This window comes from Duganella sp. GW822-FHT06D06 (assembly GCF_058799615.1).
This window is the reverse complement of record NZ_JBXALQ010000011.1, coordinates 207,217-225,121: the sequence shown is the minus strand read 5'-3', so window position 1 is coordinate 225,121 and position 17,905 is coordinate 207,217. Positions and strand designations below refer to the sequence as shown.

Genomic DNA, 17,905 nt, shown 5'->3' with positions numbered 1-17,905 from the left:
ATGCCGGCCGGCTCGACCGCCTCGGCGGCGAGCCGGCCGGCATCGACCCGGCGCGCCTGCGCCTGATCGGCCTGGTCGCGGCGCTGCTGCTGATCGTCGCCGGCTTCGGCTATTACTACTGGCAGGCGATGCTGGCGCCCGGCGCCGGTGCGCGCCTGCCGCCGGTGCCGATGCCGCCGCCCGGCGCCACCGGCGCCACGCCGGCGCAGCTGGTGCGGGCCGCGCCCGACGGCCTGGCCGCGCCGGCCGACGCCGCCACCGATGCGCTGCTGGCGCCGGCCGCCCGGCACGACCCCGCGCGCGACGACCTGGAACGCCGCCTGGCCCAGACCGAACAGCAGCTGGCCGCCACCCAGCAGGCGATCCAGGCCCAGCAGAACATGCCGCAGGCCGAAAAGCTGCCGCCGCTGGCCGCGCCCGACAACCGCGAGATCCGGGTGGCGCGCGCGGTGCAGGCTTCGCCGCTGGCGCCGGCGCTGAACGGCGCCTACCAGTCGCTCAACAACGGCGACCTGTCCGCCGCCCAGCAGCAATACGAGGCCGCGCTGCGCCAGGACCCGAACAGCCGCGACGCCCTGCTCGGCCTGGCCACCCTGGCCGCGCGCGCCGGCAAGAGCCAGGTGGCGGCCGGCCACTACCTGCGCCTGCTCGAGCTCGATCCCAACGACACCGCCGCCGTGGCCGGCCTGGTGGGCCTGCGCCAGGGCGACCCCGGCCAGAACGAGGTACGCCTCAAGGCCATCCTGGCCGCCAATCCGGACGCCGCGCCGGCCCAGTTCGCACTGGGCAATCTGTACGCCCAGCAGGGCCGCTGGTCCGAGGCCCAGCAGGCGTATTTCCGCGCCTTCAGCGCGGCGCCGGACAACCCGGATTACGCCTACAACCTGGCCATCGGCCTGGACCGGCTGAACCAGGGCAAGCTGGCGCTGGGCTATTACCAGCGCGCGCTGGCGCTGGCGCAGAGCCACGCGGCCGCCTTCGACCGCGGCGCGCTGCGCACCCGCATGAATGAATTGAACGCCGGCCCGCGCTGAGCCGGCAACGAGAGAACAGATCCATGGCAGAACAAGCAAAACTTCCACTCGGCAAGCTGCTGATCCAGAAAGGCGTGATCAGCGAGGACCAGCTGCGCATCGCCCTGATCGAGCAAAAGCGCAGCAGCGAGCCGCTGGGGAAGCTGCTGATCACGCTGGGCTTCGTGACCGAGGCCACGGTGCGCATGGCGCTGTCGGAAAACCTCAACCAGCAGAGCGCCGACCTGACCAGCCTGGTGGTGGACGCGATCGCCCTCAAGCTGATCCCCAAGGACGTGGCCAAGCGCTACCACGTGTTCCCGATCGTCTACGAGCGCGCCACCGACAACCTGATCCTGGCCATGTCGGACACCAGCAACATCGTCGCGCTGGACCAGATCAGCGCCATGCTGGTCAAGGGCATCACCATCAGCCCGCTGCTGGTGAACGAGTCCGACATCCAGCGCGCGATCGACCAGTACTACGGCTTCGAGCTGTCGATCGACGGCATCCTGCACGAGATCGAGACCGGCGAAGTCAACTACGCCAGCCTGGGCAGCACCTCGGACGAGTACAGCCAGCCGGTGGTGCGGCTGATCGACGCCATCCTGGCCGACGCCGTGCAACACGGCGCCTCCGACCTGCACTTCGAGCCGGAGCAATCGTTCCTGCGCATCCGCTACCGCATCGACGGCATCCTGCGCCAGATCCGCAGCCTGCACAAGTCCTACTGGCCGGCGATGGCGGTGCGCCTGAAGGTGATGAGCGGCATGAACATCGCCGAGACCCGGGCCCCGCAGGACGGCCGCATCTCGATCAAGTTCTCCGGCCGCCAGATCGATTTCCGCGCCTCGGCGCAGGCCACCACCCACGGCGAGAACTTCGTGCTGCGGGTGCTGGACCGGCAGAAGGGCATCGTGCCGCTGGACGGCCTGGGCCTGGGCGAGAACGAGCTCGGCCTGCTCAAGCTGATGATCGCCCGGCCCGACGGCGTGATCCTGGTGACCGGCCCGACCGGCTCCGGCAAGACCACCACCCTGTATTCCATCCTCAACCACATCAACACCGAGAGCGTCAACATCATGACGCTGGAAGACCCGGTCGAATACCCGATGAACATGATACGCCAGACCGCCGTCAACGAGGCCGCCAAGATGGGCTTCGCCGACGGCATCCGCTCGATGATGCGGCAGGATCCGGACATCATCCTGGTGGGCGAGATCCGCGACCGCGAGACCGCCGAGATGGCGTTCTCGGCGGCCATGACCGGCCACCAGGTGTATTCGACGCTGCACACCAACTCGGCCATCGGCGCCATCCCGCGCTTGCTCGACATCGGCGTGGTGCCCGACATCATGGCCGGCAATGTGATCGGCATCATCGCCCAGCGCCTGGTGCGCAAGCTGTGCCTGGCCTGCCGCGCGCCGCACCAGGCCGACGCCGTCGAACGCCGCCTGCTGGGCCTGGAGCCGTCGGCGCCGGCCCAGACGCTGTACCACGCGGTCGGCTGCGAAGCCTGCAGCCACCAGGGCTACAAGGGCCGCATCGCGATCATCGAGCTGCTGAAGATGACGCCGGCGCTCGACGAGCTGGTGGCGCGCCGCGCCTCGACCCGCGAGCTGAAGACGGCCGCCGCCGCCGGCGCCTTCCACACGCTGATCGACGACGGCGTGCGCCGCGTGCTCGAGGGCGTCACCACGCTGGAGGAAGTGGGCCGGGTGGTGGACCTGACCGAACGCTTGACCGCCCCCCCTGGCGAGCGGCCCGCCTGATGGCCCAATACTACTACCGCGCCATGGACGCCAGCGGCCACATCCAGCCGGGCAATATGGACGCCGCCAACGAACCGGACCTGGAGCTGCGGCTGCACCGCATGGGCCTGGACCTGATCGAGTGCCGCGCCACGCGCAGCCGGGTGCTGGCGCTCAAGCGCCTGATCACGCGGCGCGACCTGATCAACTTCTGCTTCCACATGGAGCAGCTGACCGGCGCCGGCGTGCCGATCCTGGACGGCTTGAACGACCTGCGCGAGAGCATCGACCATCCGCGCTTCCGCGAAATGATCACCGGCCTGATCGAGAACATCGAGGGCGGCCAGCAACTGTCGGCGGCGCTGGCGGCCTATCCGGAAGTGTTCGACCTGACCTTCGTCAGCCTGATCACCGCGGGCGAGCAGAGCGGCAAGCTGGCCGAGGTGTTCAAGAACCTGTCGGACAGCCTGAAGTGGCAGGACGAGCTGGCCTCGCAGACCAAGAAGATCGTCATGTACCCGGCCGCCGTCGGCGGCTTCGTGCTCGCCGTCACCTTCTTCCTGATGATCTACCTGGTGCCGCAGCTGACCTCCTTCGTCAAGAACATGGGCAACACGCTGCCGCTGCACACGCGCGCGCTGATCTTCGTCTCCGATATCTTCATCAACTACTGGTATGTGCTGGTGGCGCTGCCGCCGATCGCCTGGTTCGGCGGGCGCGCCTGGCTGGCGCGCAGCGAGCAGGCGCGCTACCGCGCCGACGGCCTGACCTTGCGCCTGTGGATGATCGGCCCGGTGCTGCACAAGATCATCCTAGCCCGCTTCGCCACCTTCTTCGCCATGATGTACGGCTCCGGCATCACCGTGCTCGAATGCATCCACCTGTCCGAGGGCATCGTCGGCAACCGCGTGATCGCGGCCGGGCTGCGCCGCGCGGCCCAGCTGATCTCCGAGGGCCAGGGCATCACGGCGGCGTTCCAGATCACCGGCATCTTCCCGCCGCTGGTGATCCGCATGCTCAAGGTGGGCGAGGCCACCGGCGGCCTGGACGGCGCGCTGCGCAACGTCAGCTACTTCTACAACCGCGAGGTCAAGGAGATGATCGAGAAGGTGCAGACCATGATAGAACCCGCGATGACCGTGATCCTGGGCCTGATGGTGGGCTGGATCATGCTCTCGGTGATGGGGCCGATTTACGACACGATCAGCAAGATCCGAACCTGAGGCGGCCGTGCTAATTAGCAAACATTTATTCTATCTGAGCGGCGACCAGCTGTGCGCCTACCTGTGGCAGGGCGGGCGCCTGTCGGGCGGCGAACCGTTCAGCAACGACGCCGCCGGCGTCGAGCGCTTCCTCGACTACGTCGACAGCCACCGGATGATGCCGGCCTACCTGCTGGCCGACCTGATCGAGGAGGATTTCCAGCGCGTGCAGCTGCCCCACGTGGGCGGCGCCGCCGGCCGCAAGCTGCTGCAGCGCCGGCTGCTGCAGCAATACCGCGAGACCCCGTACCGCCACGCCGCGGTGCAGGGCCGCGAGAGCGGCGGCCGGCGCGACGACCTGGTGCTGCTGGCGGCGCTGACCAACGTGGCCGCGGTGCAGCCGTGGGTCAAGGCGCTGGAACAGCTGAAGATGCCGCTGGCCAGGCTCACCACCACCACCTTGCTGAGCGCGGAACTGGTGCGCAAGCTGGCCCTGCGCGACGAGCACCTGCTGCTGATCACCCAGCAGTCGGCCGGCTGGCGCCAGAGCTATTTCCAGCAGGGCCAGCTGAAATTCTCGCGGCTGACGCCGGCCATCGACCGCGACCACCGGCCGATCGACATCGGCGCCGAAACCGCCAAGACCCAGCAGTTCCTGACCAGCGTGCGCCTGCTCGGGCGCGGCGCGGTGCTGCACGCGGTGGTGGTGGCGCCGGCCGCCGCCACGCCGGCGCTCGGCGCGCAATGCGAAAACGGGCCGGAGACGGCGTTCCGCTTCATCGCGCTGCGCGCCGCCGCCGGCGCCATGGGCTTGCGCAGCGACGACCGCGCGGTCGCCGAGCTGGGCGCGCGCGTGGCCGAGCCCATGCTGCTGGCCCGGCTCGGCCGCCAGGCCCCGTCCGGCCACTACGCGCTGGGCGCGCTGCGCCGCTATTACCTGCTGTGGCGCACCCGCCTGGCGCTGTATGGCGCCAGCGCCGTGCTGGGCCTGTGCAGCCTGCTGTGGCTGGGCGCCAATCTGTGGCAGACCCGCGAGGCCGACGGCGCCAGCGCGCGCCTGCTGGCCGAGGCCGGCCAGTACGACCAGCGCTACCGCGCCGTGATGGCGGCCATGCCGCCGCGCGTGACCAGCACCGCCAATATGCGGGCCGCGGTCAACGTCGAACGCATGCTGGCGACGCAGGCGCCGTCGCCGCTGGACATGGTGGCGATGGTCAGCGCCGCGCTGGAACAGTCGCCGCAGATCCGCCTGCTGCAGCTGGACTGGAAGGTCAGCCTGCCCGGCGCGGCGCCGGCCGCCGGCCAGGACGAGACCCAGGCCGCGCCGATCTCGTCGCTGCTGGCCGGCATCCCCGGCCGGCCGCCGCAGGCGCTGCTGGTGGAGGCCGAGATCGTGGCCGACCAGGACGACTACCGCGGCGCGGTCGACAGCATGAACCAGTTCGCCCAGCAGCTGGCGCGCCAGCCGCACCTGACGGTGGCGATCGACAAGCCGCCGCTCGACACCCGCTCGTCGGTCAAGCTGAGCGGCAAGGCCGGCCCGGCCACGGCCCAGGCGCGCGCCAAATTCTCCCTCAACCTGGCATGGAATCCATGAGCGCCCATCCCGTCCCCGGCAAGAGCAAAAGCAAGACCAAGGCCGTCATCGCGCTGCCCTATTGGGTGGCCGAGTTCGCGCTGATCCGCACCGCCGTGCTGGTGGCGATCGCCTGCGTCACCATCAGCCTGACGGCGTTGCTGGTGAGCGGCTGGAAACTGAACGAGGCCGACGAGCGCCTCGATCAGGCCCAGCGCACGCGCGACGTCGCCTATGCGCGCTTCGCCCACGTCGACAATGAAAAACGCGACATCCGCAATTTCCAGCCGCGCTATATCGAGCTGCGCGAGCGCGGCCTGGTCGGCGCCGAGCGGCGCCTGGAATGGGTCGACATCATCCGCCGCTCGCAGGAGCAGCGCAAGCTGCTGCCGCTGAGCTACGAGATCGAGCCGCAGCAGGTGGTGCGGCTGGAATCGGCGCTCGACCTGGGCGACTACCAGCTGCACGGCAGCCGCATGCGGCTGCATATGGACTTGCTGCATGAAATGGACTTGTTCAATTTCCTCGACGATCTGCGCCAGCGCGGCTTCTTCGCCGTGCAGGATTGCGCCCTCAAGCGGCTGGGCCGCACCGTCGGCGCGGTCGGCGGGCCGACGCTGGGCGCCGACTGCACGCTGAACTGGATCACGCTCGACAACGCGCCCAAGAGCGCGCCGGCGCCGGCCGCCCGCAGGGGGGCGCCATGAGCGCGCGCCTGCGCGCGGCCGTGCTGCTGGCGGCCGGGCTGGCGCTGCCGCCGGTGTCGGCGGCGCCGGCGCTGGGCCGGCTGTTCGCCACGCCGGCCGAGCGGGCCGAGATGGAAAACCAGCGCGGCAGCAGCGCCGCGCTGATGCCGCAAACCGGCAGTCCGGCCGGCCAGGCCAACATCGTGTTCGATCCCAACGCGGCGCCGACCGATGAGCAGGCGGCGGCCGCCGCCGCCGCCGCGCCGCCGCCGGCGCTGGTCATGAACGGCGTGCTGCGCAGCAGCAGCGGGCGCAGCACCGTCTGGCTCAACGAGGTGCCGCAGAGCGGCGCGCACAACCACTTCGCCAACCGGAGCGGCAGCGCGCTGACGGTGACGCTGCCGTCGGGCAAGCGCATCGTGCTCAAGCCCGGCCAGCGCTACGACCTCGGCGAAGGCCGCATCAAGGATGTCCATGAACCCTAGTCGGCGCCGGCGCGGCCAGCGCGGCTTTACGCTGGTGGAAATTTCGATCGTGCTGGTGATCGTCGGCCTGCTGATCGGCGGCATGATCGCACCGCTCAGTTCGCAGCTGGAGCAAAAGAAAGGCAACGACACCCGCCAGGCCATGGAGCTGGCGCGCGAAGCCTTGTTCGGCTACGCGCTGCGCAACGGCTACCTGCCCTGCCCCGCGATCTCCGCCGCCAACGGCCTGGAAGACCGCACCGGCAGCGCCTGCAACAAGCGCTACGGCTACCTGCCGTGGACCACGCTGGGCGTGGCGCGGCTGGACGGCTGGAACCGCATCCTCGGCTACACCGTCACGCCGGCCTTCGCCGACAGCGTGGTGTTGTTTACGCTCAAGACGCCGCGCGACATCAGCGTCGTCACCCGCGACAGCCAGGGCCGGATCACGCCGCTGACCGAGAGCCGCGACGTGCCGGCCGCGCTGATCTCGTTCGGCCGCAACGGCTACGGCGCCACCAGCGAGCAGAACACCCGCCTGGCCGACGGCGGCGCCGGCAACGACGACGAGAAAACCAATCTGAACAGCGGTACCCTGCTGGTCAGCCGCGAGGTCGGCGACAACCCGCGCGCGCCGGGCGGCGCCTACGACGACATGGTCGCCTGGATTTCGCCCAACATCCTGTACAACCGCATGGTGGCGGCGCAACGCCTGCCATGATGCGCGCCCCGTCCATGCTGCCGGCGGCGCTGGCGATCGCCCGCTACACGCTGCTCGAGGGGCTGCGCAACCGCCTGCCGTGGCTGCTGCTGGCGACGGCGCTGGCCGCGCTCGCGCTGGGCGGCTTGCTCGACCGGCTGGCGCTGACCGAGAGCGCAGCGCTGCAGGCGGCGCTGCTGAGCGCGCTGCTGCGGCTGGCGGCGGTGGGCCTGGTGGCCGGCTTCGTCGTCACCAGCATGGCGCGCGAGGCGGCCGACAAGGGCCAGGAACTGCTGCTGGCGCTGCCGCAGCCGCGCGCCGTCTACCTGGCCGGCAAGCTGGCCGGCTTCGGCGCGCTGGCGCTGGCGCCGGCGCTGCTGTTCGGCGCGCTGGGCCTGCGCTACGCGCCGCTGCCGCAGGCCGCGCTGTGGGCCGTGTCGCTGCTGGGCGAATGCTGGATCGTGGCCGCCTTCAGCGTGCTGTGCATGCTGACCTTGAAGCAGGCGCTGCCGGCGCTGGCCGCCGCCTGCGCCTTCTACCTGCTGGCGCGGGTGATCGGCACGCTGCAGCTGCTCGGCCACGGCCCCCACCAGGACGACGGCGCGCTGCAACAGGCGCTGGGCGCCGGCGTCGACCTGCTGGCGCTGCTGCTGCCCCACCTCGACCAGTTCACCCGCAGCAGCTGGCTGGTGTACCACGACGGCAACGCCGCCGCGCTGCTGGCGGTGGCGGCGCAGACCGCCATCTATGTGGCGCTGCTGGCGCTGGCCGCGCTGTTCGACCTGTACCGCAAGAATTTCTGAGCATGGCCGCCGTTTCCGCCCTCAGGCCGCTGGCGTCGGTGCCGCGCGCCGTGCCGCTGCTGCTGGCGGCGGCGCTGCTGGCCCAGCTGCTGTGGCAGGGCGGCCGGCCGGCGCCGCAGGCGCGGCCGCAAGACCTGCCGCCGCCGCCGCCGCTGGCGGCGCTGCAGCTGGCCAGCCTGGGCGAACCGGCCGCGCTGGCGCGCGCCACCATGCTGTATGTGCAGGGCTATGACGAGCAGGCCGGCGTCGGCATCGCCTGGCGCGCGCTGGACTACGGCCGCCTGGCGACGTGGCTGCAGCGGGCGCTGGAGCTCGATCCGCGCAGCCAGTATCCGCTGCTGGCGGCCAGCCAGGTGTATGGCGCGGTCGGCGACCCGGCGCGCTGCCGGCTGATGCTGGAGTTCGTCTACGCGCGCTTTGCCGAAGACCCCGAGCGCCGCTGGCCGTGGCTGGCGCACGCGGCGCTGGTGGCGCGCCACCGGCTGCACGACCTGCCGCTGGCGCGCCGCTACGCGCAGGCGATCCGGCTGCGCGCCACCGGGCCCGGGGTGCCGCCGTGGGCGCGCGAACTGGAAGTGTTCATGGCCGAGGACATGAACGAACTCGACAGCGCCCGCGCGCTGATCGGCGGCCTGCTGCACGACGGCCTGATCACCGATCCGCGCGAGCTGCAGTTCCTGGCCCGGCGGCTGGACCGGCTGGGCCCTGCGCCCGCCCCCAAGCGCTGAGCATTGTTGTAAGATAGCGTCATCAAAAGAAAGGAACACCATGCCTGCCATCCAACTGCGCCAACGCGGCTTTACCCTGGTCGAGATCGCCATCGTGCTGGTCATCATCGGCCTGCTGCTGGGCGGCGTGCTCAAAGGCCAGGGCTTGATCGACAGCGCCCGCGTCAAGAACATCATCCAGCAATCGACCTCGCTGACGGCGGCCGTCAACGCCTACCAGGACAAGTTCCGCGCGCTGCCGGGCGACGATCCGCAGGCCACCACCCACGCCCCCGGCGCCACCGGCAACGGCAACGGCGACGGCCAGATCGCCGAGTACCAGCTGGCGCCGCAGCACCTGGCGCTGGCCGGGTTCATCACCGGCTCGTTCAACGGCACCACCGACTTCATGACCAGCGCGCAGGGCGGCGCGGTCTACCTCTACAACGACGTGGTCGGCGGCCGCGGCGGCAACGGCGTACGGCTCGACAACCTGCCCGACTCCTTCGCCGAGCAGGTCGACAGCAAGCTCGACGACGGCAAATACAACACCGGTTCGGTGCGCGCCACCGCCGCCTACAGCAACAACGGCACGGTCATCCAGCGCACCGCCCTGTTCTTCTGACGCAGCCGCCGGCCGCGCCGCCGGGGCGATCGCCTCAGCGCACGGCCAGCAACGCCCCCAGCCCCACCAGCAGGCCGCCGAACACGCGGTCTATCCAGTGCCGCGCCCGCAACAGGCGCGCGCGCACCGTCCCGGCCGAAAAGCACAGCGCCACCAGGCCGAACCAGACCACGTGGGCCGCCGCGATCAACCCGCCGTAGGCCAGCTGCACCGCGAACGGCGTCTGCGGCCGCACCGCCTGCATGAACAGGCTGACGATGAACACCGTGGTCTTGGGATTGAGCACATTGGTGAAGAAGCCGGTGCGCAAGGCCGCCAGGTCGGACAGCGCCGCCGCCCGCTCGCCCTCGCCGCCGCCCCCTGCAGCGGGCCGCGCGCGCAGCATCCGCACGCCCAGCCAGACCAGGTAGGCGGCGCCCGCCAGCTTGATGGCGTTGAACAGCCACAGCGAGTTTCGTATCAGCAGCCCCACGCCCAGCAAGGTGTAGCCGACGTGGACCAGCACGCCCAGCCCGATGCCGACGGCGGTCAGCACGCCGGCGCGCCGGGACAGCAGCAGGCTGTTGCGCGAGACCATCGCGAAGTCCGGCCCGGGGCTGATCACGGCGAGCAGGGTAATGGTGATTACAACTATCAGTTCTGTCATAGCATCTCCGTCTATCGAATCAAACCAGCCTCCATGCTAAAGGATACAATCGTCGGAACATAACGATGATTGCTGACCATGATGGTGACCTCAACTCACAGCAAACCCGGCGCCAGAATGCCCTCGCTGATGGCGCTGCGCTGCTTCGAGGCGGCCGCCCGGCTGGAGCATTTCGGCCAGGCCGCCGACACCCTGCACCTGACCCACGGCGCCATCAGCCGCGCGGTGCGGGCGCTGGAGGACGACCTCGGCGTGCAGCTGTTCGAGCGGCGCAGCCGCCGGGTGTTCCTCACCGACGCCGGACGAACGCTGGCGCGCGCGGTGCAATCCGGCTTCGACCTGATCCAGCAGGCGGTGGCCGAACTGCGCGCCGGCGCCGGCCGCCAGCGGCAGCTGGTGCTGTCCTGCGAGCCGACCTTGCTGATGCGCTGGCTGATCCCGCGCTGGCCGGCGTTCCAGGCCGCCCACCCCGAGGCCGACTTCCTGCTGGTGGCCGGCGGCGGCCCGTTCTCGTTCGACAGCGGCATCGACCTGGCCATCCGGCGCGGCGATTTCAGCTGGCCCGAGCACTTCCACAGCCACCATCTGTTCGCCGAACAGGTCGGCCCGGTCTGTCGCCCGGACAAGGTGGGACAGTGGTTTGCGCCCGCGCTGCGGCCGGACGCGCCGCGCCTGCACGCCCGCAGCCGCGCCGACGCCTGGCGCGACTGGGCCGGCGCCGCCGGCACGCCCGAGCGGCAGGACGGCGCCGGCCTGTCGTTCGAACACTTCTACTTCAGCCTGCAGGCGGCCGTGGCCGGCCTGGGGGTCGCCATCGGCCCGCGCCACCTGGTGTGCGACGACTTGAAAACCGGCCTGCTGGCGGCGCCGCTGGATTTCGTCGCCGACGGTTCCAGCTACTACCTGCTGGCTGCGGCGCCGCTGGCGGCGCCGCAGCAGGCGCTGCTGGAATGGCTGCAACGCAGCGCGGCGGCCGACTGAAAATAAAAAGCACGCACGTACTTTTACTGGACTAAAATAGCTGATACTCACAACTGCGGGAGACAGCATGTTCGAAGAATTCATCGGTACCAAGGCGGTGTCGGCGCGCCACCAGTTCGACCTGGCGGCGCTGGACGCCTGGCTGCGCCGGCACGTGGCCGGCTACCCGGACGGCACGCTGAGCGTGGCACAGTTCAAGGGCGGCCAGTCCAACCCCACCTACAAGCTCAGCATCGGCGGCCAGCACTATGTGTTGCGCACCAAGCCGGCGCCGGCCGCCAAGCTGCTGCCGTCGGCGCACGCGATCGAGCGCGAGTACCGGGTGATGGACGCGCTGAACAAGCACGGCTTCCCGGCCGCCCGCCAATACGCGCTGTGCACCGACGAGACGGTGATCGGGCGCGCCTTCTACGTGATGGAATTCGTCGAGGGCCGGGTGCTGTGGGACCAGGCCCTGCCCGGCATGACGCCGGCCGAACGCGGCGCCATCTACGATGAATTGAACCGCGTGATCGCCCAGCTGCACACGGTCGACTACGCGGCCATCGGCCTGGCCGACTTCGGCAAGCCGGGCAACTACTTCGGACGCCAGATCGAGCGCTGGAGCAAGCAATACCTGGCCTCGCAGACCGAATCGATCGACGCGATGGAGCAGTTGATCGCCTGGCTGCCCGGCAACATCCCGCCCGGGGACGAAGGTGACAACTGCGCCGCCATCGTGCACGGCGACTTCCGCCTCGACAACATGCTGTTCCACCCGACCGAGCCGCGCATCCTGGCGGTGCTGGACTGGGAGCTGTCGACCTTGGGCCACCCGTTCGCCGACTTCTCCTACCACTGCATGAGCTGGCACATCGAGCCGGGCCAGTTCCGCGGCATCGCCGGGCTGGACCTGGCGGCGCTGGGCATCCCCACCCAGCAGGACTACATCGCCCGCTACGCCGCGCGCACCGGCAAGACCATCCGGCTGGAGGACTTCAACTTCTACCTGGCCTTCAATATGTTCCGCCTGGCCAGCATCATGCAAGGCATCATGAAACGCCATGTCGACGGCACGGCCGCCAGCGCCCAGGCGCTGGAATCGGGCCGCATGGCGCGCCCGATGGCCGAGCTGGCCTGGCGCTACGCCTGCGGCAAGCCGATCTGACCGTTGCCTGTGGAGGACAAAATCGCTTTCTGAAACGGCCGGCGTCGGCTACTATCGTGCTGCCAGCGCTATGCTGGCCGCCGCCGCCGGGGTCCTCTACGTGCCAGAATCACAACGTCCACGCCTGCCCTCCATCCGCTCGCAGATCGCGCTGCTGGTGCTGGCTTGCGCGCTGCCGACGGTGGTCGGCTTTGGCGCCGTGGTCGGCCAGTTCTACCAGCGCGAACGCGACACCCTGATGGAAGACACCCGGCAGTCGGCCCGGCTGGTGGCCGCCGCCATCGACCGCGACCTGCTGCAGGCGGACAGCGCGGTGCGCGCGCTGGCCGCTTCGCCCAGCCTGCACAGCGGCGACCTGGCGGCGCTGCGGACCCAGGCCGCCACCCTGCTCGGCCCGCAATTCCCGGTCGCCCATTTCCTGCTCAGCGACGCCGCCGGCAAGCTCGCGCTGCACCTCGGCCCGGACTTGCCCGCCAGCTTCAGCAGCGCCGACAACCGCCGCCGCCTGGCGCTGCTGTACGCGCAGGCGCGGCCGCAATTGTCGATGCTCAGCATCGACGGCCAGGGCCTGCTGGCGATCGACCTGCCGGTCATGCTCGACAACCGCCTGAGCTACGCGCTGACCGCGCTGCTCAAGCCCGAGCGGCTGGCCAGCATCCTGCGCGACGAAAAGATCGGCCCGCACCAGGCCATGACCCTGTACGACACCGAAGGCCAGTTCGTGGCCCAGGCCGGCGGCCCGCGCCAGCTGCTGGCGCGCCCGGCCGAGGAGGCAATGCGGGCCCAGCTGCGCGCGACCGGCGAAGCCCTGCTGTCGACCACGGCGGCCGACGGCACGCCGGTTTATTTCGGCTTCAGCCGGGCGCCGGTCAGCGGCGTCACGGTCGCCATCGCCACCCCGCAGCACCAGGCCCTGCAGGAACTGCTGGATGCCGTCACCACCATCTCGCTGACCATGACGGCGCTGCTGCTGGCCGGCTTTTCGCTGGCCTGGTGGGTCGGCGGCCGCATCGCCCGCTCGGTGCGCGAGCTGGTCGGGCCGGCCCAGGCGCTGGCCAGCGGCAGCCCCTTCACGCTGGGTGCGCTGACCTTCCGCGAAGCGAACGAGGTCGGGCTGGCCTTCCTGGCGCTGGAGGGCGACCTGCGCCGCAATAAGGCCCGGCTCGAAGAACTGGTGGCCGAGCGCACCGCCCAGCTGGAAAAAAACCGCGCCCAGCTGGAAACCCTGTACGCCACCGCGCCGGTCGGGCTCAGCTATGTCGACAACGAGCTGCGCTTCGTCCGCCTCAACGATTACCTGGCCGCGCTCAACGAGCAGCCGGTGATCGCCCACCTGGGCCGCCACGTGGGCGAGATGATCCCCGACCCCGAAGTGCGGCGCGGCGTGCTGGCCGACTACCGCGCCGTGCTCGACAGCGGCAGGCCGCTGACCGGCCTGCAACGCTCGGGCTATCCGGCCGCCTCCCCCAAGCAGCTGTGCCACTGGGTGCTGAGCTACTATCCGCAGTTCGGCACCGACGGCCGCATCATCGGCATCACCGCCCTGTTGATGGACGTGAGCGAGCTGAAACGGACGGAAGCGGAATTGCGGCGCTCGCGCCAGTTGCTCAGTTCGATGTTGGAAAACATGCCGGCGATGATCTTCCTGAAACGCGCCGCCGACCTGCGCTATGAACTGTTCAACCGCCACGGCGCGCAGATGTTCGGCCGCACCAACGGCGAAGCCTTCATCGGCAAGAGCGACTACGACCTGGTGCCCACCGCCCAGGCCGACTTCTTCACCGCCGCCGACCGCCGGGTGCTGGCCGCCGCCGCCGGCGAGGTGACCGAGATCGCCGAGGAGCCGATCACCGACGCCAGCGGCCAGACCCGCTACCTGACCACCCGCAAGGTGGCGCTGCGCGACGAGCACGGCGCCGCCACCCACGTGCTGGGCATCTCGCTCGACATCACCGACCGCAAGGCGGCCAAGGAGGCGCTGCGCGCCACCGTGGCGCAGCTGGCGCAGAGCGAGCACTTCGTGCGCACCGTGACCGACAACCTGCCCGGCATGGTGGCCTACTGGGACGCCGGCCTGCGCTGCCGCTTCGCCAACCGCTATTTCCTCGACTGGCACGGCCGCCGCACCGGGCAGATGCTGGGCGCCCACATGCCCGAGGTGCTGGGCGCGGCCCAGTACGCGGTCAGCGCGCCCTATGTGCGGGCCGCGCTGGCCGGCCAGCCGCAGGGCTTCGCCGACCAGCTGCGCTGGCCGTCGGGCGAGCTGAGCCACACCTGGGTCAACTACATCCCGGATGTCGACGAGGCCGGCCGGGTCAGCGGCTTCTTCGTGCTGGTGTCCGACGTCACCGAGCTCAAGGAAACCGAGCTGCACCTGCAGGAATTGAACGAGGAGCTGGTGCTGGCGCGCGACCGCGCCGAGGCCGCCAGCCGCGCGAAGAGCGAATTCCTGGCCAATATGAGCCACGAGATCCGCACCCCGATGAACGCCATCATCGGCCTGGCGCGGCTGCTGGAGGAAGCCGGGCTGGCGCCGCGCGAGCGCGGCTATCTGGACAAGATCCAGCTGGCCACGCAATCGCTGCTGGCCCTGGTCAACGACGTGCTGGACTTCTCGCGGGTGGAGGCCGGCCAGCTGGTGCTCGAACACGCCAGCTTCAGCCTGGAGCGCGTGCTCAGCAGCATCAGCGTGCTGGTCAGCGGCAGCGCCAGCGACAAGGGCATCGAGCTGGTCTACGACATCGACCCGCGCCTGCCGGCCGAACTGGCGGGCGACCCGATGCGGCTGCAACAGGTGCTGCTCAACCTGATCGGCAACGCCATCAAGTTCACCGAGCGCGGCGAGGTGGTGCTGCAGGTGCGGCAGGCGCCGGGCGCCGTCCCGCCGCAGCAACCGGGCGCGCGCGCCGTGCTGTTCGAGTTCCGCGTGCGCGACACCGGCATCGGCATTGCGCCGGATCAGCAAGCCCATATCTTCGGCGCCTTCTCGCAGGCCGACAGCAGCACCAGCCGCCAGTTCGGCGGCGCCGGCCTGGGCCTGGCGATCTGCCGCCAGCTGGCCGACATGATGGGCGGCGCGATCGAGGTCAGCAGCGAGGCCGGGGTCGGCTCGGAATTCCTGTTCACCTGCCCGCTCGAATGCGGCGCGGCGGCCGCCGCCGCGCCGCCCGCCGCCGCCGGCCTGGCGCTGCTGATCGTCGACGACAACGCCAGCGTGCGGCAAGCCCTGCAGCGCGCCTGCGACCACCTGGGCTGGGTCGCCAGCGCCGCCGCCGACGCCGAGGCCGCGCTGGCCCTGCTGCGCGAACGCCAGCAGCTGGGCCAGCCCTACGACCTGATGCTGCTGGACTGCGAGCTGCCGACGGCGGACGGCGCCGCGCCGCAGGACTGGCTGCGCGCCGGCCAGCCGCTGCCGCCGCTGCTGCTGATGGCCTCCGAGCACGTCGTCGCCGCGCGGGCCCAGCAGTGCAGCGGCCTGGGCGCGGCCGGCATGCTGTCCAAGCCGATCAGCCCGGCGCGCCTGCTGGAGCGGGTCGCCTCGCTGCTGGCGGGCGACAACCGCGACGCCGGCATGGCGCCGCTGAGCGAGCATTCGCCGCTGCACGAACGGCTGGCCGGCATGCGCGTGTTGCTGGTGGAAGACAATGAAATCAACCAGGAGGTGGCGCAATACATGTTGACCCACGCCGGCGCCGTCGTCGAGACGGTGGCCAACGGCCAATTGGCGGTCGATTTGCTGCTGGCCGATCCGCAGCGCTGCGACGTGGTGCTGATGGACGTGCAGATGCCGGTGCTCAACGGCTACGACGCCACGGTGGCGATCCGCGCGGCCGGCGGCACGCTGGCCCGGCTGCCGGTGGTCGCCATGACCGCCAACGTGATGGAGGACGACCGCCGCCGCGCCGACCAGGCCGGCATGAACGCCCACGTGGCCAAACCCATCGATGTGGAGGAAATGATCTCCGTGCTGACCGGGCTGGTGCACGGTCACAGCGGGGCGGCGGCCGCGCCTGATCCAGCGCCCGGCGTGGCCGCGGACACCGCGCTGGCGCGGCTGGGCGGCGACGCCGCCGCACTGGCGGCGCTGCCGGGCGTCGACCTGGATGCCGCGCTGGCCCGGCTGGGCGGCAACGCCGACGCGCTGGTGGCGCTGTTCAAGCGCTTCGAACAGTCGCAGGGCGACACCGTGGGCGAGGTGCGGGCGCTGCTGGCGGCCGGCCAGCGGCAGCAGGCGGCGCAAAGCCTGCACCGGCTGCGCGGCGTGGCCGCCAACCTGGGCGCGACCCAGGTCGCCGGCCTGACTTCCAAGGTCGAAGCCGTGCTGCACCAGGCCGCTCCCGAACCGGCCGCGCTGCACGCCGCGCTGGCGCAGCTGGAGTCCGCGCTGCAGCGGTTGACGGCGGCGGCGCGCCAGCTGGCGGCGCCGGATATTCCCCCAAGCAACACCGTGACGCACGACTTGCCGCAAAAGCTGGCGGAGTTACAGTGTTTGCTTCAGAATAACAACTTGAAAGCTTTGGAACACTACCGGCAGCTGCGCCCGGCACTGGCGGCGATGGCGCAAGCCGGCGCGCTGGCGGAAGCGGTCGAGACGCTGAATTTCACCGTTGCGCAAAAAATGGTGGCGGATATGTTGCAACGAAAGGACAGTGCATGAGCTGGACCAACCTGGCCAGGAACGGACGCATACTCGTGGTCGACGACGCCATGGAAAACATCCAGATCCTGCATCACGCCCTGCGCGACGAGCACGACGTGCTGTTCGCGCTGGACGGCGCAAAGGCGCTGGAAGTGGCGCTCGAGCAGCAACCCGACCTGATCCTGCTGGACGCGGTGATGCCCGGCATGGACGGCTACGCGGTGTGCGCGGCGCTGCGCAACTCGCCGCGGCTGCAGGACATTCCGGTGATCTTCGTCACCGCGCTGAGCCAGCCGGAGGACGAAACCCGCGCGCTGGAAGCGGGCGCGGTCGATTTCATCAGCAAGCCGTTCAACGTGGCGGTGGTGCGCGCGCGGGTGCGCAGCCAGCTGACCATCAAGCGCCAGGCCGACGCCATGCGCGAACTGAGCATGACCGACGGCCTGACCGGGGTGGCCAACCGCCGCAGCTTCAACGACGCGCTGGAGGCCGAATGGCGGCGCTGCGCGCGCGCCGGCCTGCCGCTGTCGGTGATCATGATCGACGTCGACCACTTCAAGCTGTACAACGATCACTACGGCCACCAGGCGGGCGACCTGTGCCTGCAACAGGTGAGCGCGGCCATGGCGCGCTGCGCCGCCCGGCCGCCGGACCTGCTGGCCCGCTACGGCGGCGAGGAATTCATCCTGCTGCTGCCGCAGGAAGGGCCGGAAGGCGCCGACGTGGTGGCGCGCCGCATCCTCGACGAAGTCAGGTTGCTGGCGATCCCGCACGCCGCCTCGCCGACCGCGCCGCACGTCACGGCCAGCCTGGGCATCTGCACCGCCATGCCGCCGCTGGACGCCAGCGCCAGCGACGCCGCGATCCGGGTCGCCGACAGCCAGCTCTACCTGGCCAAGCAATCCGGCCGCAACCGCCACAGCGGCAGCGCGCTGGAGGCCGACCAGGCCAGGGACTAAGGCCGG

General features: G+C 70.4%; 14 protein-coding genes and 1 pseudogene. 14 read left to right on the top strand and 1 reads right to left on the bottom strand.

What is annotated here, in order from left to right; translation table 11 throughout:
- From AC1RMD_RS20680 to AC1RMD_RS20635, 10 genes are all read left to right on the top strand, one after another.
- Positions 1-1,034: tetratricopeptide repeat protein (locus AC1RMD_RS20680; protein ID WP_492928903.1), on the top strand; the 1,034-nt coding region annotated here is incomplete at its 5' end.
- A gap of 23 nt (positions 1,035-1,057) precedes the next feature.
- Complete coding sequence (locus AC1RMD_RS20675) at positions 1,058-2,785, top strand: GspE/PulE family protein (protein WP_492928901.1); 1,728 nt, start codon at positions 1,058-1,060, stop codon at positions 2,783-2,785.
- The gene (locus AC1RMD_RS20670; RefSeq protein WP_492928900.1) at positions 2,785-3,987 is read left to right on the top strand and encodes a type II secretion system F family protein; all 1,203 of its coding nucleotides are present in this window, start codon (positions 2,785-2,787) and stop codon (positions 3,985-3,987) included. The genes AC1RMD_RS20675 and AC1RMD_RS20670 overlap by 1 nt, the downstream gene beginning before the upstream one ends.
- Before the next feature lie 7 nt (positions 3,988-3,994).
- A complete protein-coding gene (locus AC1RMD_RS20665; RefSeq protein WP_492928898.1) occupies positions 3,995-5,563 on the top strand; it encodes a hypothetical protein in 1,569 nt (522 codons plus the stop codon).
- Positions 5,560-6,249, top strand: a complete 690-nt coding sequence (locus tag AC1RMD_RS20660; RefSeq protein WP_492928897.1) for a hypothetical protein — start codon at positions 5,560-5,562, stop codon at positions 6,247-6,249. Before AC1RMD_RS20665 ends, AC1RMD_RS20660 begins: the two co-directional genes overlap by 4 nt.
- Positions 6,246-6,713, top strand: a complete 468-nt coding sequence (locus AC1RMD_RS20655) for a hypothetical protein (RefSeq protein ID WP_492928896.1) — start codon at positions 6,246-6,248, stop codon at positions 6,711-6,713. The genes AC1RMD_RS20660 and AC1RMD_RS20655 overlap by 4 nt, the downstream gene beginning before the upstream one ends.
- On the top strand, positions 6,703-7,413 hold the full coding sequence (locus AC1RMD_RS20650; RefSeq protein ID WP_492928894.1) for a prepilin-type N-terminal cleavage/methylation domain-containing protein: 711 nt from the start codon (positions 6,703-6,705) through the stop codon (positions 7,411-7,413). The genes AC1RMD_RS20655 and AC1RMD_RS20650 overlap by 11 nt, the downstream gene beginning before the upstream one ends.
- A complete protein-coding gene (locus AC1RMD_RS20645; RefSeq protein ID WP_492928892.1) occupies positions 7,410-8,195 on the top strand; it encodes an ABC transporter permease in 786 nt (261 codons plus the stop codon). Before AC1RMD_RS20650 ends, AC1RMD_RS20645 begins: the two co-directional genes overlap by 4 nt.
- Before the next feature lie 2 nt (positions 8,196-8,197).
- Positions 8,198-8,923 (top strand): hypothetical protein, encoded by a 726-nt coding sequence (locus AC1RMD_RS20640; RefSeq protein WP_492928890.1) that lies wholly within the window; start codon positions 8,198-8,200, stop codon positions 8,921-8,923.
- A 40-nt stretch (positions 8,924-8,963) separates the two neighbouring features.
- Complete coding sequence (locus AC1RMD_RS20635; protein ID WP_492928887.1) at positions 8,964-9,527, top strand: prepilin-type N-terminal cleavage/methylation domain-containing protein; 564 nt, start codon at positions 8,964-8,966, stop codon at positions 9,525-9,527.
- Between the two features lie 34 nt (positions 9,528-9,561).
- Here AC1RMD_RS20635 and AC1RMD_RS20630 read toward each other — a convergent pair whose 3' ends face one another.
- The gene (locus tag AC1RMD_RS20630) at positions 9,562-10,173 is read right to left on the bottom strand and encodes a LysE family transporter (protein WP_492928886.1); all 612 of its coding nucleotides are present in this window, start codon (positions 10,171-10,173) and stop codon (positions 9,562-9,564) included.
- 65 nt (positions 10,174-10,238) lie between these two features.
- Between AC1RMD_RS20630 and AC1RMD_RS20625 the strand changes: the two are divergent.
- The 4 genes and pseudogenes from AC1RMD_RS20625 to AC1RMD_RS20610 all read left to right on the top strand — a co-directional run bounded on the left by AC1RMD_RS20625 (position 10,239) and on the right by AC1RMD_RS20610 (position 17,899).
- Positions 10,239-11,154 (top strand): annotated as a pseudogene (locus AC1RMD_RS20625) (LysR substrate-binding domain-containing protein).
- A gap of 67 nt (positions 11,155-11,221) precedes the next feature.
- Positions 11,222-12,301 carry a phosphotransferase gene (locus AC1RMD_RS20620; RefSeq protein WP_492928884.1) on the top strand — a complete coding sequence of 360 codons (1,080 nt, stop codon included), beginning with the start codon at positions 11,222-11,224 and terminating at the stop codon, positions 12,299-12,301.
- A gap of 100 nt (positions 12,302-12,401) precedes the next feature.
- Positions 12,402-16,958 (top strand): PAS domain-containing protein, encoded by a 4,557-nt coding sequence (locus AC1RMD_RS20615; protein WP_492928882.1) that lies wholly within the window; start codon positions 12,402-12,404, stop codon positions 16,956-16,958.
- Positions 16,955-17,899, top strand: coding sequence for a diguanylate cyclase domain-containing protein (locus AC1RMD_RS20610; protein WP_492928880.1), 945 nt, complete (start codon positions 16,955-16,957; stop codon positions 17,897-17,899). Before AC1RMD_RS20615 ends, AC1RMD_RS20610 begins: the two co-directional genes overlap by 4 nt.
- The last annotated feature ends 6 nt before the right edge of the window (positions 17,900-17,905 follow it).